This window comes from Saccharothrix sp., from assembly GCF_031180885.1.
Taxonomy (GTDB): Bacteria; Actinomycetota; Actinomycetes; order Mycobacteriales; family Pseudonocardiaceae; genus Actinosynnema.
In genome coordinates, this window is record NZ_JAPSLK010000004.1 from 86,546 (window position 1) to 108,115 (window position 21,570).

Below are 21,570 nucleotides of genomic sequence, written 5' to 3' on the forward strand. Positions count from 1 at the left end.
CAGGAAGGGGTTACGGCCATGTCCTCCTCATCGAACGGCTTCACCCGCAGGCGATTGCTCACCGCGGCGGGCGCCACCGGGATTGGCGCGGCGAGCGGCGTGCTGCGGGTCGGCACCGCCCACGCCACCGCCGGCCCGAGCAGCTACACGCCCACGTGGGAGTCGGTGGACCAGCACCCGCCGGCGCCGGAGTGGTTCCAGGACGCCAAGTTCGGCATCTACTTCCACTGGGGCGTGTTCAGCGTCCCGGCGTTCGCGAACGAGTGGTACCCGCGCTCGATGTACTTCAGCGGTTCGTCGGAGCACACGCACCACGTCAACACCTACGGCGATCCGTCGGTGTGGCCGTACCACAACTTCATCAACGGCGCCCGGGACAAAGCCGGGAACTGGGTGCAGTTCGCGCCGAAACTCCGCTCCGCGGGTGGCAACTTCGACCCCGACGAGTGGGCGCAACTGTTCCTCGACGCCGGCGCGCGGTTCGCCGGGCCGGTCGCGGAGCACCACGACGGCTACTCGATGTGGAACAGCACGGTCAACGAGTGGAACTCCGTGCGCACCGGCCCCAAGCTGGACCTGGTGAAGCTGCACGCCGACGCGATCCGCCGCAAGGGCATGAAGCTCCTGCTGGCCATGCACCACGCGTACAACTTCACCGGGTTCTTCGAACGGGTCCCGACCCAGTCGGACGCGAGCCTGCGCAAGCTGTACGGCCAGCTCGGCGGGCCGGCGCAGAACCAGCTGTGGATCGACAAGCTCAAGGAGGTCGTGGACGGCTACCAGCCCGACATCCTCTGGCAGGACTTCAACCTCGACAAGGTCGACGAGTCGCGGCGGCTGGAGTTCCTGGCCCACTACTACAACCGCGCCGTCGCGTGGAACAAGGACGTCGTCGCCACCTACAAGGACGGCTTCAACAACCGCGGCCAGGTGTTCGACTACGAACGCGGCGGCCCGGCGGGTCTCCAGTACCCGTACTGGCTGACCGACGACAGCATCTCCAGCTCCAGCTGGTGCTACACGGTCGGGATCGGGTACTACTCGCTCAACGCGATGGTGCACTCGCTGATCGACCGGATCAGCAAGAACGGCAACGTCCTGCTCAACATCGCACCGATGGCCGACGGCACGATCCCGTCCGGGCAGCGGTCGATCCTGCTGGGGATCGGCGACTACCTCAAGCGCTTCGGCGAGTCGATCTATTCGACCCGCGCGTGGACCAGCTTCGGCGAGGGGCCGACCCCGATGGGCGGCGGGTCGTTCACCCAGCCCCGCGAGGGCACCAACCGGGACATCCGGTTCACCCGCACCAAGGACAACACGGTCCTCTACGTCACCGTCATGGGCTGGCCGGGCAGCACTCTGGACATCACCACCCTCAACTCCAACCGGATCAACCTGTCCACCCTGGTCTCGGCCCGCCTGCTCAACTCCACCGCCGGTTCCTACATCGACCTGCCGGGTCGCAGGCAGGACGGCACCGCCCTCCACCTGACCATGCCGTCGTCGACGCCCCCGTTCGCCGCTCCGGCCTACGTGGTCAAGTTGACGTTCTCCGGCCAGATCCCCAACCTGGGCGCGGGTCCGGTGCCCACGGGCTGGGCGCGGATCACCAACGCCACCACCGGTCTGGTGCTCGACAGCGGCGGCGACGTCGGCTCCGGGTCGCGGCTCAAGCAGTGGAACTGGGACGGCAGCACGAACCTCCAGTGGCAGCTCGTGGACGCGGGCGGCGGCTACGTCCGCATCGTCAACCGCACCAACGGCATGGTCGCCGACAGCTGGGGCAACACCGCCAACGGGGCACCGGCCCAGCAGGCGCCGTGGAACGGCGGCAACAACCAGCAGTGGCGCCTGGTCAGCGTCGGCGACGGCCGCTACCAGATCGTCAACCGCGGCACCGGCACCGCGTTGGACGGCATGGGCGACTCGACCACGGGCGCCACCTGCGCCATGTGGACCCCCAACTCCAGCCCGAACAACCACTGGACCATCACGGCCGTGTGACCCACACGAGGAGGGGGCGGGCGCCCGGGCGTCCACCCCCTCCTCGGTGTTCAGTTCGTCACGGCGAAGGTGGCGTCACTGCGGGCGACGGCGGTGGTGATCGGGTCGAGCTTCAACTGGTAGGCGTAGTGGCGGATGTGGCGGTCGGGGTGGTTGTAGGACTGGAAGGAACTGGCCGACGACGACGCCAGCCCCGGGACCTGGCGGAACGTCGCGTCCGCCTGGAACTGGGCGGTGCCGTCGTAGGGTGCCAGGACGAAGTCGTAGTTGGTGTGCCGCAGGTAGTAGCCGGGGTAGTTGACGGACTGGATCGACACGGCCGACGAGTCGGCCAGGCCGGGCGTGATCCGGAACCGGGAGTCCTGGACCGGGCTGACGTTGGCGTCGATGCGCACGTCGAAGTTGGCGTGGCGGACGTACCGGTCCGGGAAGTTGACCGACTGGAGCCGGTTGATCGGCCTGGACACGCCGTACTTGCCCAGCACGCGGCTCTCCTCGGCGGCGGTCAGGCTCATGATCCCGCCGTGGCGCTTGCGGTTGGCGCCGACCGAGTAGTCCGACACGGTGCGGAAGTTGGTGGTGCTGCCGAGGTTGGTGGACGTGATGGGCATGTACCCGCGGCCGGTCTTGAACTGGTCCAGCCACAGGGCCCACTCGGTGCGGCCGTTGAACGGCATCCACATCGGGCCCTCGACGACGTTGCCGCCGGTGGTGCCGTTGGAGATGCCCATGTGCGACAGGTCGCCGATCCTCGTCCAGGAGCCGAGGATCGTGTTGCTGCCCTCGATGGTGATGTGCCCGTCGGCGGAGGCCCGGTAGTACCGGAACCCGCCGACGCTCGTGGGTGACTCGACGATCTGCGTGTCGATGACGAACTGGCTGCCCGGTCGGTCGATGTAGACCTGCGGCGCGGTGAACGAGACGAAGTCACGCGTCCGCGTGTAGTAGATCCGGTGCTTCTTGATCCCGTTGAGCGTCGCGTTCGTGGCCCAGTACAGGATGTAGTCACCACTGGCGGGGTCGAAGATCGCCTCGGGCGCCCACGCGGTGCCCGCGCCCGGGATGCCGCCGGCCACGTTCAGCAGGCGTGGCGCGGACCAGTTCACCAGGTCGGTGGATTCCCAGACGACCAGCGAGGTGCTGCCGCGGTTGACCGCGTCGCTCCACGGGATGCCGGAGGCGATGCGCAGGTCGGTCGCGATGATCCAGTACCGGTCGCCGTTGGGGGAGCGGACGAGCGCGGGGTCGCGCACGCCCTTGGTGCCCACGGTGGACAGCAGGACCGGGGCGCCGTCGTTCAGGTCGTTCCAGTGCAGGCCGTCCTTGCTGTGGGAGAAGTAGATCTGCTCCCCGATCGCGGTCTCGCCGGTGAAGTGCACCATCAGGTACCCGGTGAACGGGTCGGCGGCCGACGCCCGGTCCACCGCGACCAGGACGTGGGCGGTGAGCAGGAGCAACGCGGTGAGCAGGGTCGCGCCTACCCGCGACAGCGTTCCTTGCACGATCTTCCTCCTGGCGGTCAGAGGGTGGGGACGATCGGGGCGATGGTGCCGTCGGCGTTGAACGTCATCCGGTCGACGGTGACCTCGCGGTTGGTGCCGTTGCCCCCGGGCACGGCGAAGCGGTGGTAGGCGACCTGCCAGGTGTCGGTGCCCGGCACCCGGACCACGGAGTGGTGGCCGGTGCCCTTGATGCCGAGGTCCAGGCGCTTCTGGAGCACGACACCGCGCTTGGTCCACGGGCCCAGCGGTGACGCTCCGGTGGCGTAGGCGACCTGGTAGTTCTCGTCCCGGGTGTCGTTCTCGGACCACATGAAGTAGTAGGTGCCGTTGCGCTTGAGCACGAACGACGCCTCGTTGTACCCCGTCGTGGTGATGTTGCGGACCGCCGCCGGGTCGAAGGAGACCATGTCGTCGTTCAGCGGCACCACGTGCGCCGTGCCCTGGCCCCAGTACAGGTAGGACTTGCCGTCGTCGTCGGTGAACACCATGGGGTCGATGGCCTGCCCGGGGTAGGTGCCGCCCCGGACCAGCGGTTTGCCCAGGGCGTCGCGGAACGGCCCGGTGGGGGAGTCGGACACGGCGACGCCGAGGTGCTTGCGGGTGTCACCGGAGGCCGCGCCGCCGCTGAAGTACAGGTAGTAGCGGCCGTTCTTGGCCACCACCGCCGGGGCCCACGCCGAGTTGTCCGCCCAGGACACGTCCGGGCCGTGGTCGAGGATCACGCCGTGGTCGGTCCAGTTCACCAGATCGGTGGAGGAGAACGCCTTGTAGTGGGGCGCGGCCCAGCTCGCGTAGCCGTCCGTCGTCGGGTACAGGTAGTACCGGCCGTTGAAGTGGGTGATGTGCGGGTCGGCGAACAGCCCGGGGATGACCGGTCCCTTGGTCGTCTTCGGCGTCCAGGGCGCGGTGATCCGGAACGAGCTGTCCGCGCGGAAGCGGGCGGTGTCCTCGAAGGTGTCCAGCCACAGCTCGTAGTTGCGGTGCCGCAGCCGCCGGTCGGGGTAGTTGAACGACACCAGCGACACCGAGCCCGCCACCGACCCGTCCACCGGGCAGAACGTGGCGTCCGCGCGGAAGGTCGGGGTGCCGGTGTTGGACTCCAGGCGGACGCGGTAGTCGTAGTGCCGCAGGAACATCCCGTTGGCCGCCTGGAACGAGTAGCACGACGGCGAGGCCAGGCCGGAGACGACGGTGAACGTGGCGTCGGACTTCGTCTGCGCCGAACTGCCCGAGGTCACGGGGTCGATGCGGCCCAGGTGGTCGAGGTGCCGGAGGAACCGACCGGGGTAGTTGACCGATTCCAGCGACCGGGTCCCGGTGGGCAGGGTGGCCGCGGACGCCGGGGCGGCGGGCAGGGCGAGCGTCGAGGCGAGGACGAGGGATGACACCGCGAGCAGACGCGCTCGTCGGTCCATGGTGTGCTCCGATCTGCGTTGAGCGGGGCGGTGGCACGTTCGACACGGAAGTGAGCGCTAACAACACGTGCCTACGAGTGCGAACAGGTAGCCATCTCGGCGGGGTTAAAGCATGTTGTTAACGCTAACTTCAACAGCCGGGCTACATGAGAACACGGTGGTAACGCGCACGTCAACGGGGGTCTCTTGCGGTCGAATCGGTTCGAATGCGAGTGCGCTCTTGAACGACGGCGCATCGATCATCTAGCCTCCCCATCGGTCGAAGCGCTTCGATAGCCGCCCTTTGGGGGACGTGATGCCTGCTTACGTTCGTGACGCCGGTGGCCTGGAGCTGCGCACCCCGCACGAGATCGTGTGGATCGAACCCTGGGGGCCGAACGCGGTGCGCGTGCGCGCCGCGGTGACCGCGATCAAGACCGACCTGCCCGGTGCGCTCGACGCTCCACTGCCCTCGCCCGACGCCGAGCGGGTGGTGCTGGACGACGGATCGGCCCGGCTGGTCAACGGCAGGCTCGTCGTCGAAGTGGACCCCGGCGGCCGGATCCGTTTCCTGCACACCGCGACCGGCCGTGAACTGCTCGCGGAGAAGCAGCCGCCCGTCGGCGTCCCCGGACCGCGGGTCTTCTCGCCGCGCGGCGACGGCAGCTACCACGTGCAGCAGTACTTCGCGGCGTACGACGACGAGCGGATCTTCGGGCTGGGCCAGCACCCGAACGGCCGGCTGGACCAGAAGGGCCTGGTGGTCGACCTGGTCCAGGCGAACACCGTGGCCGCGATCCCGTTCCTGCACTCGTCGCGCGGCTACGGGCTGCTGTGGCACAACCCCGCGCTGGGCCGGGTGGAGCTGGGCGCGGACACCACCCGCTGGGTCGCGGAGTCGACCGGTCAGCTCGACTACTGGGTCATCGCCGGCGACACCCCGGCCGAGATCATGGCCGGTTACGCGGACGCCACCGGCCACCCGCCGTTGCTGCCGGAGTGGGCGAGCGGCTTCTGGCAGTCGAAACTCCGCTACCGCGACCAGGAGGAGCTGCTGTCCGTCGCCCGCGAGTACGCCCGACGCGACCTGCCGCTGTCGGTCATCGTGTGCGACTTCTTCCACTGGCCCCACATGGGGGACTGGCGGTTCGAGCCCGGCGAGTGGCCCGACCCGGCGGCGATGGTGAAGGAGCTGTCGGAGCTGGGGGTGCAGCTCGCGGTGTCGGTGTGGCCGATCGTCGAGCCCGGCAGCGACAACCACGACGCGCTGCGCGCCGAGGGCCTGCTGGTCCGCGACGCCCACGGCGGTCTGCTCACCGCGTACCTGCCGTCGCGCGAGCCGGGGCCCGCCTACCAGCCGATGGCCCACTACGACGCCACCCATCCGCGCGCTCGCCAGTTGCTGTGGCAGGAGCTGAGCGAGCACTACCACGCACACGGCATCAGCCTGTTCTGGCTGGACGCCTGCGAACCGGACGTGGCCCCGCACCTGGCCGCCCGCGCCGTGTACGCCGCCGGTCCGGGTGCCCAGGTCGGCAACCTCTACCCGTTGCTGCACGCCCAGGGCGTGGCCGACGGCCTGCGTTCGACCGGCAACGACCGGCCCCTGACGCTGATCCGCAGCGCATGGGCCGGCAGCCAGCGCCACGGTGCCGCGCTGTGGTCCGGCGACATCCCCACCACGTTCGCCTCGCTGGCGACCCAAGTCCGGGCCGGCCTGAACGTGGCGCTGAGCGGCATCCCGTGGTGGAACACCGACATCGGCGGCTTCCAGGGCGGCGACCCGGACGACCCGGCCTACCGCGAGGTCCTGATCCGCTGGTTCCAGTACGGCACGTTCAGCCCCGTCATGCGCCTGCACGGCGACCGGGCCCCGAACCAGGCATTCAGCACGTCGATGTCCGGCGGCCCCAACGAGGTGTGGTCCTACGGCGAGGAGGCCTACGAAATCCTGGCCGCCCACATCCGCCTACGCGAACGCCTCCGCCCTTACCTGGCCGAATTGTCCGAATCCGCCCACCACACCGGCGCCCCACCCATGCGCCCACTGTTCTTCGACTTCCCCGACGACGAGCAAGCCTGGACCGTCGACGACCAATTCCTCCTCGGCCCGGACCTCCTGGTAGCCCCAGTCACCGAAGCCGGCGCCCGCTCCCGGCCCGTCTACCTGCCGACGGGAACCCGCTGGCTCGACCCGACAACCGGCACGACCCACGACGGCGGCACCACCGTCGAGGCCCCGGCACCCCTCGACCACATCCCGGTCTTCGTCCGCGAAGGCGCGGCGGTCGCCGAAGCGCTGGGGTCACCTGGATGACGGTCGACTGATCGCGTGGTTCCGACGTGCGGGTGGGGTTGGTGCGCCTCATGGTGTAGCGATGACCCGCACGACGGTGGTGGCGCCGGGAGGCTGGCCGGTGGTCGGTCATGCGTGGCCGATGATGCGTGACCCGGTTCGGTTCACGGGGTCGCTGTCCCAGCTCGGTGACCTGGTGGAGGTGCGGCTGGGACCGGTGCGGGCGCTGGTGCCGTGCCACCCCGAGCTGCTGTGGCGGGTGCTGACCGACGACCGGGTGTTCGACAAGGGCGGTCCGTTGTTCGACCGGGTCCGGGCCACGATCGGCAACGGGGTCGGCAGCTGCCCCTACGCCGAGCACCGCCGGCAGCGACGGCTGATCCAGCCCGCGTTCCACCACTCCCGCCTGGACCGCTACACGGAGGTCATGGCACAAGAGGCGGCGGCGCTGGCATCGCGGTGGCGGAACCGACAAGTGGTCGACGTCTACCCGGCCCTGTTCGGTGCCGCCCTGCGCACAGTCCTCCGATCCCTGTTCACCACCCGTGCCGACGACACGTCAGTGGACCGGATGCGGCGGTCGGTGGAAACCCTCCTGCACCAGATCACCGCCCGCATGTTCGTCCCCAACGTCCTCCAACGCCTGCCCCTCCCCATCAACCGCCGCTTCGACCGCGCCCTGACCGACCTCCGCCGCCACATCGACGCCCTCGTCGCGGACTACCGCCACACCGACGACGACCGCGGTGACCTCCTCTCCTCACTGCTGTCCGCCCGCGACGAAGACGAGCGCCTGACCGACACCGAGGTCGGTGACCAGGCACTGACCATGCTCGTAGCCGGTTCCGACAGCGTCGCCGCAACGGTGTCCTGGGCACTGCACCTGCTGGACCGTCACCCGAACGTCAGAGCCGCACTCCACCAGGAAGTGGACACCGTCCTCGGCGGCGAACCCGCCCGTGCCACCGACCTGACCAGACTGCCCCACACCGGCCGCGTGATCAACGAGGCGCTGCGCCTGTACCCGCCGGGGTGGCTGTTCACCCGGATCACCACCGAAGACGTCGACCTGGGCGGCCACCGCCTACCCGCCGGCACCACCGTCGCGTTCTGCCCCTCCGCCGTGCACCTGCGCGCCGAAGTGCACGACCGACCAAACGCCTTCGACCCCGACCGCTGGCTACCCGAGCGCGCCCGCCACCTCCCGCGAGGCGCGTTCGTCACCTTCGGCGGCGGCGCCCGCAAGTGCGCAGGCCAGGAGTTCGGCCTCGCCGAGAGCACCCTGCTGCTGGCCACCCTGGCGAGCCGGTGGCGCCTGCGCAGCGCTCCCGGCAGCGACCCCCGCCCGGTCGCCCTGTCCACCGCCCTGCGCCCGCGCCGCCTCCTGCTCGAACCCACCACACGACCCGGCCGGTGAGCCCCGTGCCACCCGACCAGGCCATGACCGTCGAACTCCCGCCCCGCTACTGCCCACTGCCACCGACCCGACACCCCGACGAAGTCGTTCTGGCGCAACGAACCACCGACTGGATCACCGGTTTCGGCCTCGACCTGTCGCCCCGACACCTGGACCGGATGCGCGGCAACGACTGCCCCGGCTTCTACGGCCGGATCTGCCTCACGCACCCACTCACCGCCTGCAACTGGCGGTGGACTGGTGCACCGTCATGCTCCACTTCGACGACGCCCACTACGGCCTCGGATTCGACCACCCCGACACCGTCGAGGCCCTGCGGCAGTTGACGGCACTCCGCAGCGTGCAGATCCGTTCGACAGCGCCGTTCGACTTGTCGGCGCTGGCCGCGCGACTCGCCCACGTCACGGTGACCGCAATGACCGGGTGATGCCGTCGACCGCCACCCGATCTCGACCCGGCTAAAAATATCGACGATTTTTTTAGCATTCGACAACGCGCCCGTTCCCGTTCTGCCCGAAACATTTTCGACGCATCTTGACCGGGCCGAGGTCATCCTCCAGAGTTTGGAGAATGCGACCGCCACCTGCGGCAGTGGTACCCCCCGACATAATCGTCGTCCATCCACTGGGTGCTTAACCGGCCCACTCGGCGGAGCGGTCGCTCGAACGTTCCCCTGCTGCGGTTCGCTTCAACCTCGACGAAGAGGAGTTCCCCCATGGTCGGATCAGGCCATCACCCGCCCACCGCCGTCAGACGAGCCCGGGGGCGTCGCGTGGCCGGGATCGTCGCTGCCGTCACCGCACTGGTCGGCGGGATGGTGGCGGCCTTCAGCGCCGCGCCGGCGTCCGCGGCGACCGTCGACACGACCGCCTGGTACGTGCTGGTCAACCGCAACAGCGGCAAGGCCCTGGACGTCTACAACCTCTCCACCAGCGATGGCGCCCGCATCACCCAGTGGACGCGCAACGACGGCAACCAGCAGCAGTGGCAGTTCGTCGACTCGGGCGGCGGCTACTACCGGCTCAAGTCGCGGCTGTCGAACAAGGTCCTCGACGTCTCCGGCGCTTCCACCGCGGACGGCGGCGCCATCATCCAGTGGTCCGACCACAACGGTGCCAACCAGCAGTTCCGCCTGGCCGATTCGCCCGACGGGTACGTGCGGCTGATCAACCGCAACAGCAACAAGGCCGTCGAGGTCCAGGGCGCGGCGACCAACGACGGCGCCAACGTCGTGCAGTACAGCGACTGGGGCGGCGCCAACCAGCAGTGGCAGCTCGTCCGCGTCGGCGGCACCGGCCCCACCACCACGACGACCACCCAGCCGGGGACGTGCTCCCTCCCGTCCACGTACCGCTGGAGTTCCACGGGTCCGCTGGCGCAGCCGAGGCAGGGTTGGGTGTCGCTCAAGGACTTCACCCACGTCATGTACAACGGCAAGCACCTGGTCTACGCGACGACCCACGACACCGGGACGTCCTGGGGCTCGATGAACTTCGGCACCTTCACCAACTGGTCCGACATGGCCACCGCGCCCCAGCAGGCGATGAATTCCGGCACCGTGGCGCCCACGCTGTTGTACTTCGCCCCGAAGAACATCTGGGTGCTCGCCTACCAGTGGGGCGGGACGGCGTTCAGCTACCGGACGTCGACCGACCCCACCAACCCGAACGGCTGGTCGGCCCAGCAGGTCCTCTCCACCGCCAGCATCACCGGCTCCGGCACCGGCCCGATCGACCAGACACTCATCGGCGACGGCCAGAACATGTACCTGTTCTTCGCCGGCGACAACGGCAAGATCTACCGCCAGACCATGCCGCTCGGGAACTTCCCGGGCAACTTCGGCTCGTCCTACACCACGATCATGAGCGACACGACGGCGAACCTGTTCGAAGCCGTCGAGGTCTACAAGGTCCAGGGCCAGAACCAGTACCTGATGATCGTCGAAGCGATGGGCGCGAACGGCCGCTTCTTCCGCTCGTTCACCTCCAGCAGCCTCAACGGCAACTGGACCCCGCAGGCCGCGACGGAGAGCAACCCGTTCGCCGGCAAGGCCAACAGCGGTGCGACGTGGACCAACGACATCAGCCACGGCGACCTGATCCGCGTCAACCCCGACCAGACCAAGACCATCGACCCGTGCAACCTCCAATTCCTCTACCAGGGCCGCGACCCCCGGTCCGGCGGCGACTACGGCCTCCTGCCCTACCGCCCGGGCTTGCTGACCCTGCAACGCTGATCACCTGAACACACATCCTCCTGCACCAAACCGGCGCCCTCACCCCACAGCGGGTGAGGGCGCCGGCCCATGAGGAGGACACGCAGCAGCCGACCGACGTACTGGGCGAGGGCCCGGCGCGGGGGACGTCGAGCATGGCACGATGCCGAGAGGGGGTGTGATCACATGCTGACCCTTCGGGGCATGACCTACCTGGTGGACGACGCTCCAGAGCACGTCGTCCGGCGGGACCTCCAGGCGATCCACGACGAACTGCACTGCACGACCGTGTCGGTGATCGGCCCTGACGGTGACCAGCTCATCGCGGCGGCCGAGTACGCGCTGGAGGTCGGGCTGGACGTGTGGATCCGACCGAACCTGGTGGACCGCCGCGAGCCCGAGGTGCTGGCCCACCTGGAGAACATCGGCGTGGCGGCCGAGGAACTGCGCGCACGCCATCCAGGCCGTGTGACGTTGCTCGTCGGCAGCGAGTTCTCCCACACCGTTCGCGGCATCGTGCCCGGCCGGTGGTCCTTCCTGCGGCTGCGGGTCATCTTCAAGGCACGCATGCTCCTGCGACGGCGGATGAACCGGCGGCTCGACGTCCTGCTCGGCCGGGCCGCGGAGACGGCGCGGCGGGTGTTCCGCGGCCCGGTCGGCTACGGGGCGGCCGGCTGGGAGGAGGTCGACTGGTCCCGGTTCGACTCGGTGGCTGTCAACCTCTACCGGACGGGAACCGACGATGCCGCTTACGCCCGCCGCGTGACAGATCTGGTGCGGGACAACGACAAGCCGGTGATCATCAACGAGTTCGGCTGTGGCGCCTACCAGGGCGCCGAACGCAGGGGACCGGCCTCGTTCCGGATCGTCGACTGGTTCGCCGAGGAACCCACGATCAAGGGCGATCACCCCAGAGACGAGCAAACCCAGGCCCGCTACCTGGGCGAGCTGATCGATCTCTACAACGAGACCGGCGTGCACGGCTGCTTCGTCTTCACCTTCGCCATGCCCGACTACCCCCACCACGACGACCCGCGCCGCGACCTGGACAAGGCCGGGTTCGGCATCGTGAAGGTCCCGGCCGACGACCCGACCACCTGGACCCCGAAGGCGGCCTTCCACGAGGTGGCCAAGCGCTACGGCGGCTAAGCCTGCCCGTGCCACCGACCGGAACCCGGGAGGTCTGCCGGCCGCGAACGGCACGAGCCGGCGCCCGCCCGATCACGGTCCGGCGAGCCTGGTCGCCGCGGTCACCGCATTTCAGCGGTCCGGTGAAAGTGCGGGGCTATGTCGAGGCAATCGGTTCTCCCGATCCTGCACATTCACCTCGCCGTATCCGGGCGATCACCGCCCACGTGTGGGGCGATTCCGAGGCGACGGTCCACCGCAAGCGCGGCCATGGCGGTACTCGTCGCGATCTTGCGCACCACACTCGGCTCACGCGGCCTGCCCACCGACTCCATGGTCACCGCCCACGGCATCGGCTACTACTGCCGCGCGCCGAGCCGGCCCACGCACCCGGCCTCCGGCGCGCGGATCGGCTACGGACACGCTGAACGGCTCCCGCCTGGCGAGCAGGGAGCCGCGGAGTAAGCAGTGACTGTTGGACCGCGGGAGGGCCGAACGACGACCCGTACGGAGTATCCGGAGTGGACTCGTTCGGTGGGAACCTGGCTGCGCGGCGTCGGTGCCGAGCCGGTGGTCGCGTGCACGTGACCACCGGCTCGGGTCGGGTCCTCAGTCCTTCAGCGTCGCCGCCAGTGCCGAACGGCGCAGCTTGCCGATACCGGTCTTCGGTACCTGGTCCGCCGTCACGGCGACAACTCGGCGCACGGGCACGGACATCCGCGTTGACACGTGGTCGACGATGCGCCACGCCTCGGCGTCCGAGCCGGTGCCGGAGCGTGGGACGTAGAAGATCACCAGGTCGCCGTTCACCGGGCACGCCACCGTGTAGGACGGTGCGACGAACGGCAGTTCCTCCACCACCGCCTCGATCTCGTGGCCGAAGTACCCGACGCCGTCGATCTCGACCACGTCGTCCACGCGGCCGGTGACGGTGAGGACGCCGTTGCGCACGTAGGCCAGGTCGCCGGTCTTGAACCAGCCGTCCGCGGAGAACGACTGGGCGTTCTGCTCGGGGTTGTTGTAGTAGCCCGGCGTGATCGGCAGGCCGGTCACGTGGAGGCGGCCCTCCACGCCCTCGGGCACCACCTCGCCCGCCTCGTCGACCACCCGCAGCGACAGGCCGGGGTGCGGGACGCCCACGGGGATGAACCGGGTGTCCTCGTCCATCCCGGCCGGGTAGACGCAGTCCACCACGCCCGCGGTCGTCTCCGACATGCCCCAGCCCGGGTGCATGGCGGTGGACGGCAGGCCGAACGGGGCCAGCAGGCTCAAGAACCGGTTGGCCACGCGCGGCTTGATCGGCTCGCCGCCGTTCATGATGTAGCCGAGCCTGCTGAGGTCCCAGGACTTGCCGGCGATCCGGTCGGCGCGGTCGACGACGAGCCCGAACGCGAAGTTGGGTGCCCACGTCGTGTCGCAGCGGTGCGCGCTGATGACGTCCAGCCAGCGCAACGGGTCCTGGAGCACCCACGAGATCGGGGCGTGCACTTGGCGGCAGCCCAGGTAGGTGTCCCGGGCGTGGAACATGACCAGCCCGCCGACGTGGTCCAGCGGCATCCAGTTGAACGTGCGGTTGGCCGACGTCAGGCCGCGCACCGCCGCCGCCGCGGCGGACCGGCTGACGATGTTGCGGTGGGTCAGCGTGACGGCCTTGGGCAACCCCGTGCTCCCGGAGGTGAGCAGCAGCACGGCGGGGGAGTCGGGGTCGGGCCGGTGGAACTCCGTCGCCGGTGCGTTCGCGCGCAAGGAGTCGACGTCGCCCACGTAAGAGGTGGGGAACTCGCGGTCGGCGAGCACCCACGCCCCGTCCAGCATGCCCCACACCCCCGCGAGGAGTCCCGCGGCGTCGTAGGCGCTGTTGGGTGGCGGGGACGTGGTGACCGGGACGGGCACGAACCCGCCCAGGACGCACGCCCAGAACGCGGCCAGCAGGTTGGGCGCGCGTTCGACCTGCATCACCACCTTGTCGCCGGGGTGAACGCCCGCGGCGCGCAGTCCGGTGAGGACGCGGGCGGCATCGGCGAGCAGGTCCTGGTAGGACCACGTCTCCTCGCCGTCCGGTCCGATGTGGACGATGCCGCCGGTGCCGGCGGCAGCCGCGCGCCGCAGCACCTCGACGAGGTCGCGGCACACGGGCTCGGGCAGCGGGCCGCCGTCGACCATCGACAGGGCTTCGAGTGTTCTCGTCATCGGGGTTCCTCCGGTGTCGTCGTCCGTTGTGCCGGTACTGGCGGGTTGAACCTGGAGTAGCCGTGCAGCGACCAGCGCAGCGGGCTCGCGCCGTCGATCTGCACCACCCGTTCGACGTGGAAGTCGACCACCCGCAGCGCCCCGGGCAGCGCGGCGGCCCGCCGCGCCTGCCAGTCGACGCGGCAGCGCCCGGTCACCTGGAGCGTCGAGCCGGTGGCCCAGTCGAGGAACACCAGTCCCGCCTTGGGGTTCAGTTCGATGTTGCCCAGCGTCATGAAGAAGGAGTTGCCGGGGTAGTCGGGCCAGCTCAGCCGGTCCGGCGCGGACACGGTGACGAAGCCGGGCAGACCGCCCCGGTGCGACGCGTCCGCGCCGTCGGCGGGCGACCTGCTGCCGATGAAGAACGTGTCGGCCGACTCGACCCACTTCCGTTGCGCCGGGGTGAGCGCGGTGCCGACGCGGGCCTGCCCCGGCGGGTCGTCCACGACGGCGGTGACGTCGCGGACCTGGAGGTACTTGGGGCAGTTGCCCAGGACCTGCTCGGTGCGCACGACCAGTCGGCCCCCTTCACGCCTGGCTTTGCCGTTGACCCGGACCCGCCGCGCGGACTCCGGCGACATCACGACCATCCCGATGTCGCGGGGCTCGCGGAACGCTCCGGCCAGCGGGTCGCCGTCCGGCGGTGCGGCGTGCAGGACGACGGTCCGCTCGTCAACCGCGTCGACGAAGCCCTGTGGGCCGCTCAGGACCGTGCACCACATGCGGTCGTCGTCGTCCTCACCGCTGATCGCGACGAGGCGCTGCGCGGCCATGAATGCCCTGAAACCTGGTGGTATGTCGGCGTCGAACATCGGCGAGCCCCAGTGCGGACCGCCTTCGCCGGCTTTTCTCTGCATTTTCTGTTCGCCTGCGTGCGGCATGCGCAGATCCTGTTCTCGAAAGTGGCCGGCGCGGTTCACGCCGCGCCGGCGAGGAGCAGGTTCCGGAGTTCGCTGGGCGTGACGCCGTATTGACCGCGGAATTGTCGGCTGAAGTGCGAGGCGTTGAGCAGCCCCCAACGCTCGCCGATCGTCGCCACCGAGAGGTGGCGTTTCGCGGGGTTGCGCAGGTCGTCGTGGCAGCGCGCGAGGCGCTCGGCCCGGATCCAACGCGCCGGGCTCGTGCCGCGCTCGGCGAACAGTTGCTGCAGGCGCCGGATCGACATGTGGTGGGCCCGCGCGACCGCCCGCGGGGTCAGGTCGACGTCGTCGAGGTGCTCGAGGCAGTAGCGCATGACCTCCTCCAGCAGCGCCTCGCGCGAGGCGGCGGAGTCGTGGGCCTCGGTGTCCCGGTGTTGCCTGATGAGCATCGCCAGCAGGTTGACGAAACTCGCCCCGATCAGGCCTGCGATGTCGTCGTCCAGGTCTCCGGCGTACTGCCCGAAGCCCGCCAGCGCCTCGCCCACCACCTTGACCAGGCCCGGTTCGCGCGACCAGGGCAGCGCCGTCACGCGGGCGGTGTCGGCCGCCCGTACCCGCAGCACCGAGTGCGGCACGCGGATCGCGACGATCGAGGACTTCTCAGGCACGGTGAGACCGAAGCGGCGGCTGCTGTCGAGGCACACGAGGCCCTGGCGGGGCACCTCCGCCCGGCGGCCGTCCTGCGCCAGCACGGCGGAACCCGACACCACCAGCAGGAAGTGCACGTGGGCGTGGGCAGGCGAGGGTTTCGCGGTGACGGTGTGGGGGCCCGCCCGGAGCACGCTCAGGGACGCGGTGCCCAAGGTCCCGCAGCGCAGGCCACCGAGGCGGGAAGAACCTTCGCCGACGTTCACGCGGACGCTTGTGCCAAAATGGTCGCGCCACATTTCGGACAATTCTTCGGTGGTGACGACGGGTGTTTCGGAATTTCTGCGGAAAGTAGCCTCGAAAGGCCTGCGTAACGCGGGCTGTGATTCCTTCGCCATCTCTTGGCCTCCCCAGGAAGGACGTCGATGATCAGGCGTCGCCGTACCGTACCGGCGACGTGTAAATATCGGCAACAGCAAGGTTCGGATGTGCGAATAAAACTCGGCCGGGCTAAGTGCGGTGTCGTGCGGTGAAACAGTTCGGTGGAACTTGATTTCTCCACCGTGATCGCGCGGCTCTGGTCGGTTGAACCGCTGCCCGGCTCGCGTGACACGGCGCGATGGCCGGGTGGGCGCCGCGCGGTCCGGCACGTGCGCCGGCGCGGACGCGCGAGGTCGCGCTCGTCATGTCGGCCACACCTTCATCGCCAGGTCGACGATGGCGTGCAGCCCGGGGCGATCGCGACCGTCCCGGGCGTGGATCGACAGTCCATACAGGACCGAGTGGTAGTAGGCCGCGAGGGCGCCGGGGTCGGCGTGGCCGGGCAGCTCGCCCTCGGTCACGGCGCGCGCCAGGCGGGCGCTCAGCGCGGCCTCGTCGCGCCTGCGCAGCTCGGAGGCGAATTCCTGCACGGCTGCGTTGCCGGCCGTGGCGTTCGTCGCCGCGAGCACCACCATGCAGCCACTGGGCAGCGATCGGTCGGTGAAGCGGTCCGCGCTCTGGCGCAGCATCGTCTCCACCGCCTGGCGGGCCGTGTCGCTGGTCGTCAGGGCCCGGCGGGCGATGGCACCCTCGTGCTCGCCGTAGTAGGCCACGGCCTCGCGGAACAGCGACTGCTTGTCGCCGAACGCGGCGTAGAGGCTGGACTGGCTGATGCCCATGCTGCCCGCCAGCTCCGTGGTCGACACGGACTCGTAGCCGCGCGCCCAGAACGCCAACATCGCCGTGCGCAACGCGTGGTCGCGGTCGAAGGCCCGCGGTCTGCCTCGGGTCGCCATGACGTGCTCCGTTCCACTCGCTTGACCTCGGATCTTAGTCGGCGGTAATTTATGGACAGGTCACTACAGAAAGGATACGCCGTGAGGTCGACACACCGCTACCCACGCGCGCCGGCACTTGCCGCCGGCCTGGCGTGCGCGAATGGGACAGCGACCGTGCGCTCCGTTCGAGCCGCGGGCGGGCGAGGACCGCTAGCGTCGAGGCGTCGTCCCCCGGACGGCACGATCACCTCGAAGTGAGGACGCCTCCCTGCGCCGGCGCGGTCGTCGCCGGTCGCCCCGGGTCGATCCAGGAGACACCGTGCACCGTGAACTCCGCCTCGCCATGCGCAACTTCGCCACCGGCGTCTGCATCGCGTCGACCTTCCGGGACGGTCCGGACGGCCGCGAGCACGACGCGGTGACGGTCAACTCCCTGCTGTCCCTGTCACTCCAACCGCCGCTGGTGGCCCTGTCGCTGCACCAGGACTCGAGCTTCCTGCGGGACCTGCTGGCCTCGGGGGTGTGGTCGGTGTCCATATTGGACATCGGAGCGGACGACGTCGCCCGCACCTTCGCCCGGGGCCGCGTCGAGCGCGCCCACGCGATCGACACGTTGTCCGCCTCCGTCGGCACGCGGACGGGCACGCTCGTCGTCGACGCGCCCAGCTGGATGGAGTGCGAACTGCGACGGCACATAGAAGTCGGTGACCACGTGATGGTCGTCGGGGAAGTCGTCGCCGTGGGCCTCCAGGAACGCCGTCCTCCGCTGATCTTCCTGCACGGCCGGTACCAGACCCTCGGTGAAGTCCGCTGACCACGCGCCGGAAACGTCGGCACACGCCCACCAGTGACCCAAGGAGAAAGCTGTCATGACCAGCTTGGACGTCCGCACCCCCGAAGCCACCCGCGACGAGGGGCCGACCACCGCCGACGAGATCTTCGCCCGGGCCAGGGCAGCGGTGCCGTTGTTACGCGCGCGCTCCGAGGAGATCGAGCGGAACCGGCACCTGCCCGCCGACGTCGTCGAGTTGCTGCGCTCCACGGGCGTGTTCCGGATGGCCCTCGCGGCCGAGCGCGGCGGCCCGGAACTGACCTCCGCCCAGCAGACCGAGGTCATCGAGATTTTGTCCTACGGCGACACCTCGGCCGGCTGGTGCGCCATGATCGGCATGGACACCCCGCTGTACTCGGCGTTCCTGAGCGAGGACGCCGTCGCGGAGATGTTCCCGCACAAGGACATGATCACCGCGGGCCTGATCTTCCCGTCGGGGCGCGCCGAGCGGGTGCCGGGCGGCTACCGGCTGAGCGGTCGCTGGCAGTTCGGCAGCGGCATCACCCACGCGGACTGGGTGTCGGCAGGCAGCTTCATCACCAACGGGGGCGAGCTGGAGACCGGGCCCGACGGCAAGCCGGTGTGGCGCCTGATGCTCGTTCCGCCGGAGCAGGTCCGCACGATCGACACCTGGCACACCACCGGGCTGCGCGGCAGCGGCAGCCGCGACTACGAGATCACCGACGTGTTCGTGCCCGAGTCGCACTCGTTCAGCTTCGGCACCCCGTTGAGCCGCACCGGGCCACTGGCCGCGCCGGAAGCGTTCGTGCGCAACATGCCCGGAGTGCCGCTGGGCCTCGCGCGGGCCGCGCTGGACTTCGTGCGGGAGCACGCGATCGAGCGCGTGAACCGGCAGACCGGGGAGCGCTGGGCGGACAACTACCGCGTCCAGCTCACCCTCGGCGAGGCGGAGATGGACTTCCAGGCCGCCCGCCACGCGGTCTACGGCAGCCTGAACCAGCAGTGGGCGCTGCTCGAGTCCGGCAAGACCCTCGACGACTTCACCGACGACGAGCGCATCGGCACGATGTTGCCGCGCGTCAACGCCTTCCGAGCCGCCCGCCGGATCGTCACCAAGCTCTACGATCTGCTCGCCACCACCTCCATCTACCAACCGTCCCCGATGGACCGGTGGCTGCGCGACATCACCACCATGTGCCAGCACGTCGTCGTGCAGGACCTGATCGTCCAATCGGCCGGAGCGCACCTGCTCGGCGGCACCCCGCTGTTCCCGTTCGCCCTGGGGATCGTGGACTGAGAAGACCGGGCGGTCGCGCGGTGCGGCTTCCCCCGCCGCCCCCCCGCGACCGCCGCCCCCACCCACGCGGTCGGGACACCCCATCCGGTCTGGATCGCTCGTGGTCCACCCGTTACGAGGAGAACCCCAACATGTCTGCTAGGAGTGACACCAAGACCGACCGCGGGTCCGCGACGGTCGCGCCACCGGAGAAGGAAATGCCCGGCTGGGGCTTCCGGATCTGGGCGATGCTGATCGTGGTGTGCGGTGCGTTCATGCTCGACGCGCTCGACAACATCATGGTCGGCATCGCGACCCCGCCGATCCAGGCCGAGTTCGGCATGTCCAACAACACGCTGCAGTGGGTCGTGAGCGCCTACGTGCTGGGCTTCGGCGGCTTCCTGCTGCTCGGGGGTCGGGCGGCGGACCTGGCGGGACGCCGCCGCGTCTTCCTCGTCGGCGTCTCCGTGTTCGCGGTCGGGTCGCTGCTGGGCGGCCTCGGCGACACGAGCGTCATGGTGATCGCGGGCCGGTTCATCATGGGTGTCGGCGCGGCCTTCACCGCCCCCTCCGCGCTGTCGATCATCATCACGTCCTTCCCCGCCGGCGCGCAGCGCAACCGCGCGCTGGGCATCTACACCGCGTGCGGCGCGGTCGGGTACTCGACCGGTGTCATCGTCGGCGGCCTGCTGACCGAGCTGGGCTGGCGCTGGACGTTCCTGCTGCCGGTGCCGATCGTCGTCGTGGTGTTCCTGGGTGGCCTGTTCCTGGTGCCCAAGGACCCCGCTCCCGTGCGCGGGCGCAAGTACGACGTCGCGGGCGCGGTCACGATCACCGCCGCCATGCTGCTGCTGGTGTTCGCGATCGTGGAGGCGCCGGCCTCGGGCCTGCTCGCCCCGCGCACCGCGGGCGCGTTCGTCGCCGCGATCGTCCTCATCGGACTGTTCGTCGCGATCGAGCGCCGGGCGGCGGAGCCGCTGCTGCGCTTGGCCCTGCTGCGCGTGCCGTCGCTGGTGGGGGCGAGCCTCGTCGCCGCCGCCATCCTCGGCACCTACATGAGCTTCCAGTTCATCGGCGGCCTCTACCTCCAGTCCTACCTGGGGTGGTCGCCGCTGCAGATGGGCCTGGCATTCCTGCCCGTCGGCCTGCTGATCATGACCATCGCGCCCCGCGCGGGCAAGCTGATCGGGCGGTTCGGCCTGCACGGCATGATGTTCGCGGGCTTCGTCGCCTACACCCTGTCCTACGCGCTGTTCCTGCGCATCGACGAAACCGCCTCCTACTGGTGGGTGGTGTTCCCGAGCGTGGCGTTGATCGGCATCGCGTTCCCGTTCTCCTTCCCGGCGGCCAACGTCCTGGCGACCTCGCAGGTCGCCGACGACGAGCAGGGCGTCGCGGCGGGCATCCTGCAGACCGGCTACCAGGTCGGCGCGGCGATCGTGCTGGCGGTCATCGCGGCGATCTCCACGCTGGACGCGAGCACCCCGGGCGACCGGGCCGCGCAGCTGGAGAGCTACCACACCTCGCTCTACGTCCTGCTCGGCATCTCGGTGCTGACCACGGTGCTGACGCTCGTCCCGGTCCTGCGCGCCGCCGCGCGCAAGCGGACCCAACCGGTTCCCGCGTCCAGCTGACGCGCCCGCGATCGCGTGCGGTGGTCCACCAGTCCCGGGCCACCGCACGCGCTGTGCTGAGCACGACCCACCGTCCAGAAAGGTTCCCGCGATGGCGTTCGAGTTCCCCGGTGACATCTACGAGACCATCCGCGCGAGCATGCGCGACCTGGCGGCCGAGACCGACTACCTCGCGGGCCTGCTGCCCGCGGGTGGCCGAGTTTTGGACCTGGGCTCCGGCGCGGGCACCACGCTGCACGCCCTGGCCGAGCGCGGCTTCCAGGGGGTCGGTGTCGACCGGAGCGCCACCTTCACAGACCACGCCAAGGGCCGGGCGAGCACCGCCGAGCGCTACGTCCACGCCACGTTCGCCGAGTTCGACACCGACGAGACCTTCGACCTGGTGACCTGCCTGTTCGCCACGGTCAACATGGTCGACCCGGTCGAGCTGCCCGCCCTGCTGGACAAGGTTCGCCGCTTCCTCAAGCCGGGCGGGCGGCTGGTGCTGGAGGCGGCGCACCTGCTCAACTTCGTCGACGGCTTCCAGCCCGCGCAGGTCACCCACCACGTCGCCGGCGACGGCTCCGTGGTGACCCGGCTCGCCCGGATCTCCGTGCGCCCGCACGACGCGGTGTGGCGCAACGACGAGACGCTCGTCGTCGGTGTGTCGGGCGGTCCGGCCACGCTGCACCACAACTTCTTCGACCAGTGGGTGCTCACGGCGCCCGAGCTGCGCAACCTGCTCGCCGCCGCGGGCTTCAGCGTCACGGCCGAGCACGGGTCGTTCCGGTCGACGCCGGCCACCGGGCGCGGCCCGCTGATCCAGGTCGCGGAGGTCGTGTCCTGAACACCGCGCGTACGGCGAACCGGCCGGGCCCGCGATCGCGGGCCCGGCCGGTTCCGGGTGTCCGGGTGGGGAGATCCCCGGACGAC

Annotated in this window: 17 protein-coding genes; 11 read left to right on the forward strand and 6 right to left on the reverse strand. The window is 69.8% G+C overall.

Annotated elements, in window-relative coordinates; translation table 11 throughout:
* The first annotated feature begins 18 nt into the window (after nucleotides 1-18).
* Nucleotides 19-2,007, forward strand: a complete 1,989-nt coding sequence (locus RIN75_RS08670; RefSeq protein WP_309111290.1) for an alpha-L-fucosidase — start codon at nucleotides 19-21, stop codon at nucleotides 2,005-2,007.
* Between the two features lie 50 nt (nucleotides 2,008-2,057).
* Here RIN75_RS08670 and RIN75_RS08675 read toward each other — a convergent pair whose 3' ends face one another.
* On the reverse strand, nucleotides 2,058-3,509 hold the full coding sequence (locus RIN75_RS08675) for a glycoside hydrolase family 43 protein (RefSeq protein WP_309111291.1): 1,452 nt from the start codon (nucleotides 3,507-3,509) through the stop codon (nucleotides 2,058-2,060).
* Between the two features lie 17 nt (nucleotides 3,510-3,526).
* Nucleotides 3,527-4,924: a family 43 glycosylhydrolase gene (locus RIN75_RS08680; RefSeq protein WP_309111292.1), complete on the reverse strand. Its 1,398-nt coding sequence runs from the start codon at nucleotides 4,922-4,924 to the stop codon at nucleotides 3,527-3,529.
* Between the two features lie 295 nt (nucleotides 4,925-5,219).
* On the opposite strand from RIN75_RS08680, the gene RIN75_RS08685 reads away from it, so the two are divergent.
* The 6 genes from RIN75_RS08685 to RIN75_RS08710 all read left to right on the forward strand — a co-directional run bounded on the left by RIN75_RS08685 (nucleotide 5,220) and on the right by RIN75_RS08710 (nucleotide 12,424).
* Nucleotides 5,220-7,220, forward strand: a complete 2,001-nt coding sequence (locus RIN75_RS08685; RefSeq protein WP_309111293.1) for a TIM-barrel domain-containing protein — start codon at nucleotides 5,220-5,222, stop codon at nucleotides 7,218-7,220.
* 61 nt (nucleotides 7,221-7,281) lie between these two features.
* Nucleotides 7,282-8,616, forward strand: a complete 1,335-nt coding sequence (locus RIN75_RS08690; RefSeq protein ID WP_309111294.1) for a cytochrome P450 — start codon at nucleotides 7,282-7,284, stop codon at nucleotides 8,614-8,616.
* 250 nt (nucleotides 8,617-8,866) lie between these two features.
* Nucleotides 8,867-9,043 carry a hypothetical protein gene (locus RIN75_RS08695; protein ID WP_309111295.1) on the forward strand — a complete coding sequence of 59 codons (177 nt, stop codon included), beginning with the start codon at nucleotides 8,867-8,869 and terminating at the stop codon, nucleotides 9,041-9,043.
* A gap of 288 nt (nucleotides 9,044-9,331) precedes the next feature.
* A complete protein-coding gene (locus RIN75_RS08700) occupies nucleotides 9,332-10,852 on the forward strand; it encodes a non-reducing end alpha-L-arabinofuranosidase family hydrolase (protein ID WP_375295927.1) in 1,521 nt (506 codons plus the stop codon).
* A 165-nt stretch (nucleotides 10,853-11,017) separates the two neighbouring features.
* Nucleotides 11,018-11,980: a hypothetical protein gene (locus RIN75_RS08705; protein ID WP_309111296.1), complete on the forward strand. Its 963-nt coding sequence runs from the start codon at nucleotides 11,018-11,020 to the stop codon at nucleotides 11,978-11,980.
* Nucleotides 11,981-12,229: 249 nt separating this feature from the next.
* Nucleotides 12,230-12,424: a hypothetical protein gene (locus RIN75_RS08710; RefSeq protein WP_309111297.1), complete on the forward strand. Its 195-nt coding sequence runs from the start codon at nucleotides 12,230-12,232 to the stop codon at nucleotides 12,422-12,424.
* 144 nt (nucleotides 12,425-12,568) lie between these two features.
* Here the strand turns inward: RIN75_RS08710 and RIN75_RS08715 are convergent, their stop codons facing one another.
* The 4 genes from RIN75_RS08715 to RIN75_RS08730 all read right to left on the reverse strand — a co-directional run bounded on the left by RIN75_RS08715 (nucleotide 12,569) and on the right by RIN75_RS08730 (nucleotide 16,973).
* Complete coding sequence (locus tag RIN75_RS08715; RefSeq protein ID WP_309111298.1) at nucleotides 12,569-14,149, reverse strand: AMP-binding protein; 1,581 nt, start codon at nucleotides 14,147-14,149, stop codon at nucleotides 12,569-12,571.
* The gene (locus tag RIN75_RS08720; protein WP_309111299.1) at nucleotides 14,146-14,961 is read right to left on the reverse strand and encodes a pyridoxamine 5'-phosphate oxidase family protein; all 816 of its coding nucleotides are present in this window, start codon (nucleotides 14,959-14,961) and stop codon (nucleotides 14,146-14,148) included. The genes RIN75_RS08715 and RIN75_RS08720 overlap by 4 nt, the downstream gene beginning before the upstream one ends.
* Nucleotides 14,962-15,104: 143 nt before the next feature.
* Nucleotides 15,105-16,094 carry a helix-turn-helix domain-containing protein gene (locus RIN75_RS08725; protein ID WP_309111300.1) on the reverse strand — a complete coding sequence of 330 codons (990 nt, stop codon included), beginning with the start codon at nucleotides 16,092-16,094 and terminating at the stop codon, nucleotides 15,105-15,107.
* A 285-nt stretch (nucleotides 16,095-16,379) separates the two neighbouring features.
* Nucleotides 16,380-16,973: a TetR/AcrR family transcriptional regulator gene (locus tag RIN75_RS08730; RefSeq protein WP_309111301.1), complete on the reverse strand. Its 594-nt coding sequence runs from the start codon at nucleotides 16,971-16,973 to the stop codon at nucleotides 16,380-16,382.
* A 301-nt stretch (nucleotides 16,974-17,274) separates the two neighbouring features.
* Here RIN75_RS08730 and RIN75_RS08735 point away from each other — a divergent pair, with 301 nt between their 5' ends.
* The 4 genes from RIN75_RS08735 to RIN75_RS08750 all read left to right on the forward strand — a co-directional run bounded on the left by RIN75_RS08735 (nucleotide 17,275) and on the right by RIN75_RS08750 (nucleotide 21,484).
* Entirely contained in the window at nucleotides 17,275-17,769 is a 495-nt protein-coding gene (locus RIN75_RS08735) for a flavin reductase family protein (RefSeq protein WP_309111302.1), read from the forward strand.
* Nucleotides 17,770-17,824: 55 nt separating this feature from the next.
* Nucleotides 17,825-19,045, forward strand: coding sequence for an acyl-CoA dehydrogenase family protein (locus RIN75_RS08740; protein ID WP_309111303.1), 1,221 nt, complete (start codon nucleotides 17,825-17,827; stop codon nucleotides 19,043-19,045).
* Nucleotides 19,046-19,176: 131 nt separating this feature from the next.
* A complete protein-coding gene (locus RIN75_RS08745; RefSeq protein WP_309111304.1) occupies nucleotides 19,177-20,658 on the forward strand; it encodes an MFS transporter in 1,482 nt (493 codons plus the stop codon).
* Between the two features lie 91 nt (nucleotides 20,659-20,749).
* Nucleotides 20,750-21,484 (forward strand): class I SAM-dependent methyltransferase, encoded by a 735-nt coding sequence (locus RIN75_RS08750; RefSeq protein ID WP_309111305.1) that lies wholly within the window; start codon nucleotides 20,750-20,752, stop codon nucleotides 21,482-21,484.
* Nucleotides 21,485-21,570 lie beyond the last annotated feature (86 nt).